The sequence below is a fragment of the bacterium genome, from assembly GCA_035703895.1.
Classification (GTDB): Bacteria; Sysuimicrobiota; Sysuimicrobiia; order Sysuimicrobiales; family Segetimicrobiaceae; genus Segetimicrobium.
In genome coordinates this window covers 1-4,448 of sequence record DASSXJ010000174.1, presented here as the reverse complement: position 1 = coordinate 4,448, position 4,448 = coordinate 1, and the positions used below count along the sequence as shown (strand labels likewise).

Sequence of the window (4,448 nt, the reverse complement as noted above, 5' to 3'; positions counted from 1 at the left end):
ATGCAATTTGAGACGGCCACCGGCACCATGCGGCTGACCGACGCGATGCCGGTGGCCTCCGAAGACGACAAGCGGAAGCTCCTCCTTCCCGACCATCAGATCCTTCGAATGGTGGAGGTGGAGCGAGGCGAACTCGAACTGGAGATGACCTTCACCCCACGCCCGCAGTACGGGCGTGGGCGCGCGCGGCTGCGGCAGGCCGGGAAATTGGGGACGCGCATCGAAACGGACGCCGGGCTTTTAGTTTTACAAAGCGACGTCCCGGTCGAATTCCGCGAGGACAACCAGATTCAGAGCAGGTTTCGGCTCCGCGCCGGAGACGTCCGATGTTTCTCCCTCATCTTTGAGGACGAATGGCCGGCGGTCTTCCCGCCTCTGGGCGAGTGGACCCGAGAGGCCATCGCACGATCCACCGCGTGGTGGAACGCATGGGCCTCACGGCTGACGTACCACGGCCCGGGCCGTGATGCCGTCATCCGAAGCGCACTCGCCCTGAGGCTCCTCGTGTACGCGCCGTCGGGAGCGATCGTCGCGGCGCCGACGACCGCGCTGCCCGAGCGGGTAGGTGGTGATCTCAATTGGGACTACCGCTTCTGCTGGCTGCGTGATGCGTCGTTGACGTTACGCGCGTTCCTTGGATTGGGGTACACGGAAGAGGCCCAGGCCTTTGCGAACTGGTTGTTGCACACGACGGCTCTGACCCGCCCCACGCTCCGCGTGCTCTACGATGTCTACGGCATGCCTCCGCCGGCGGAGCGCGCGCTCGACCATCTGGCCGGGTACGGGGGATCGCGTCCGGTCCGCGTCGGCAACGCGGCGATCGCGCAACTGCAGCTCGACGTGTATGGAGAAGTCATCGACGCCGTCACTCAGCTGATCCGCGGCGGTGCCGCCCTCAACCGGGACACCGAGCGGATGCTCTCCGCGTTCGGAACGTACGTGTGTCGCACCTGGCAGCAACCCGACGAAGGAATCTGGGAGCCGCGATCGGGCAAAGCCCATCATACGCACTCGCGCGTGCTGTGCTGGACCGCGCTCGATCGTCTGGTGGCGCTCCACGCCAGGGGACATTTGCGGAGGGCGCCGGTCGCGCTGTTCGAACGCAATCGCGATGAGATCCGCAGGCAAGTAGAAGATCGCGCGTGGAATCCCCGGCTCGAGAGCTATGTGGGGCGTCTCGATGGCGACGAGCTCGACGCGAGCCTCCTGCTGATGCCCTGGTACGGGTTCGAGGATGCCGCCTCATGGCGGATGACCCGGACGTTTGCGCGGATTCAGGAGCACCTGGGCGCGGGGAACGGCCTCCTGTACCGGTACCGCACCGGCGAGTCCCCAGGCGAGGGCGCATTCGGCATCTGCGGGTTCTGGGGAGCCGAGTATCTCGCCATGGGTGGCGGGACCGCGGAGGAAGCCAAGGCGACCTTCGAGCACCTTCTCACGTTTGCCAACGATGTCGGTCTCTTCGCCGAGGAGATCGATCCGGCCACCGGCGACGCGCTAGGGAACTTCCCTCAGGCGTTCACCCATGTCGGGCTCATCAACGCCGCCCTCTCGCTCCAGGACCGCCTCTCGGGCCGGGACTCCACGAGGTCCCCCCGCCCAGACTCACCAACGCGCCGATGAACTGGGGGAGTTGGGCCCTGTGGGGGTTCGTCGGCACGGTCGTGCTGACCACGGCGATGACCGCAAGCCAGGGCATGGGGCTCACCCGGATAGATATCCCCTACATGCTCGGCACGATGTTCACCCCCGATCGGGATCGTGCCAAGCTCCTCGGATTCATCGTGCATCTCGTGAACGGCTGGGTCTTTTCGCTGGTGTATATCGCGGCCTTCTATGCCTGGGGGTATGCCACATGGTGGCGCGGGGCCCTCATCGGCCTCGTGCACGCCGCGTTTGTCCTCACGGTCGGGATGCGGCTCCTACCGGGCCTCCACCCCCGCATGGCCACCGAGGCCCAGGGCCCCACCGTCATGCGGCAGCTCGAGCCGCCCGGCTTCCTGGCCCTCCACTACGGAACCCGCACCCCGCTTTCGGTCTTCTCTGCGCACATCGTGTTCGGGACGATCCTGGGTGCGTTCTACCAGGGGTGAGGGACCAGCCGCTACTCGATGAAGTCTTTGAGCCGCTTGCTGCGGCTGGGATGGCGAAGCTTGCGCAGGGCCTTCGCCTCGATCTGGCGGATGCGTTCCCGGGTCACCCCGAACTCCTGGCCCACTTCCTCCAGGGTGCGGGGGCGGCCGTCGTCGAGCCCGAATCGCAGCTTGAGCACCTTCCGCTCGCGCGGGGTGAGGGTCTCGAGGACGCCCTCGAGCTGCTCCTTGAGCATCGTGAACGAGGCGGCCTCGGCCGGCGCCAGCGCGTCCTGGTCCTCGATGAAATCCCCCAGGTGGCTGTCTTCTTCCTCCCCGATCGGGGTTTCCAGCGAGATCGGTTCTTGTGCGATCTTGATGATCTCTCGCACCCGCTCGGTCGGCATCTTCATGACCTGACCGATCTCCTCGGGAGTCGGTTCCCTCCCGAGCTCCTGGAGCAACTGGCGGGAGATCCGGATCAGCTTGTTGATCGTCTCGACCATGTGGACGGGGATCCGGATGGTGCGCGCCTGATCGGCAAGCGCCCGGGTGATCGCCTGACGGATCCACCACGTGGCATACGTGCTGAACTTGTACCCCTTGCGCCAGTCGAACTTCTCGACGGCGCGGATCAGCCCGAGGTTACCTTCCTGAATGAGGTCCAAGAACAGCATGCCACGACCGACGTACTTCTTCGCGATGCTCACGACCAATCGCAGGTTCGCTTCGATCAGCCGCCGCTTCGCGTCCTCGTCCCCCCGCTCCATCCGCTTGGCGAGTTTGATCTCCTCGGCGGAGTTGAGGAGGGGGACTTTGCCGATCTCCTTGAGGTACATTCGGACCGGATCGTCGATACTGACGCCTTCCAACGGCTCGAGCACGGCCTCGGGCTCTTCCTCGTCGTCGGCCCGCTTCTCGGCCTCCTTCGGATCATCGACCACCTTGATGTCGAGATCGGCGAGCATCCCGTAGATGCGGTCGTACTCGTCGAGGTTCGTTTCCACCTCGGGGACCGCTTCCTGGATCTCGTCATAGGTCACGTACCCCCGCTTGCGGCTCTGCTCGACGAGCGTGCGCAGATCGGCCGAAAGGGTGCTGAGCATCTTCTCGGCCTCCGCCCTTCGCTTCGACAGCGTCGCCTCTGACGCGGCGGTTGATTGTCCCTTACGAGCCTTTGCCACTAATGTCCAACTCCTTGTTTCTGCGCCTGCAGTTTTTGCAACTCGCCCTGCAACTCTTCGATGCGCTTCAGGTCCCGCGCGCGATCGGCATCCCGGAGCGCGCCCATCAACCCGTCAATACGCTCTTCCAAATCGATCCCCCGGATCCTCCGCACGCACGCATCCGCCGCCCGCACGGGATCCCTCGCGTGCGGCTCGGCCATCAACAATCGGCTCAGCAGCGAGACGGCCGTCGCGCTCCGCAGCCGCTCGCGCAGCCTCCCCGGCTCACTCGCCTCCTCGCCGTCGGCCAGTAGGGCCGCCGCAAGCTCGCGATGATCGGGCTCGATGAACGCCTCCGGAAAGATGGTCCCCCGAAGGGACTCTCGCACGGCCGGGTTGACTACGAGGAGATGAAGAAGCTCGCGTTCTGTGAGAACCCGAGCACCTACCCCCGGCACCGGCGGCAACTCAGCCGGGAGGCCCCTCCCCCCCGGCCGCTCCCGTCGGAGCCGCCCCAATTGACCACGGATGGCCTCCTCCCGCACACCCAGCCGGTCTGCGAGGAGGCGGACATATTCCCCCTGGCGTACGGGATTGCTTCCTGATATGATTAACTGTCCCAATTCGTTAACAATTCCTACCTTTCCTTCCACGGTTTTGCTGTCGTACCGCTGCTGGGCCGCGGCCAACCTATACTCGAAGATCGGGAGGGCCGCGGCGCACGCCCGGCGGAACGCCTCCGCCCCCTCTCGCCGAAGGAAGGCGTCGGGATCGGATTGGCCCGGCAGCACGACTACACGGACTGGGAGTTCTGCCTGATCGAAGACATCGAGGCCACGCTCCGCGGCCCCGATCCCCGCCGCATCGGAATCGTAGACGAGGACGGCGCGCGGGGTGAACCGCTTCAGCAGGAGCACCTGGTCGAGCGTCAGGGCGGTCCCGAGAGAGGCGACCGCGTTCGTGACCCCGTATTGGTGACAGGTGAGCGCGTCCATGTATCCTTCAACCACGACAGCCTCCCCGGTTTCACGAACCGCGTCCCGGGCATCCCCGAGTGCGTACAGCATCCTCCCCTTGACGAACAGCGACGTCTCCCGAGTATTGAGGTACTTCGGCGTCCCCTCCGCGAGCACGCGCCCGCCAAACGCGACGGGGCGGCCCTGAAGGTCGTGAATGGGGAAGATGACCCGATCCCGCAGCGCATCGTAGT

The 4,448-nt window shown here is 65.5% G+C and carries 4 protein-coding genes; 2 read left to right on the top strand and 2 right to left on the bottom strand.

What is annotated here, in order from left to right; all coding sequences use genetic code 11:
* Nucleotides 1-1,623: glycoside hydrolase family 15 protein (locus VFP86_12475; protein HET9000454.1), on the top strand; the 1,623-nt coding region annotated here is incomplete at its 5' end.
* Entirely contained in the window at nt 1,620-2,093 is a 474-nt protein-coding gene (locus tag VFP86_12470) for a hypothetical protein (GenBank protein HET9000453.1), read from the top strand. The genes VFP86_12475 and VFP86_12470, both read left to right, overlap by 4 nt.
* Before the next feature lie 11 nt (nt 2,094-2,104).
* On the opposite strand, the gene rpoD is transcribed toward VFP86_12470, so the two are convergent.
* Together rpoD and VFP86_12460 are read right to left on the bottom strand one after the other, a co-directional pair.
* Nucleotides 2,105-3,178, bottom strand: coding sequence for an RNA polymerase sigma factor RpoD (gene rpoD, locus VFP86_12465; protein ID HET9000452.1), 1,074 nt, complete (start codon nt 3,176-3,178; stop codon nt 2,105-2,107).
* A gap of 77 nt (nt 3,179-3,255) precedes the next feature.
* A partial coding sequence (locus VFP86_12460) for a toprim domain-containing protein (protein ID HET9000451.1) occupies nt 3,256-4,448 on the bottom strand: 1,193 nt, incomplete at its 5' end.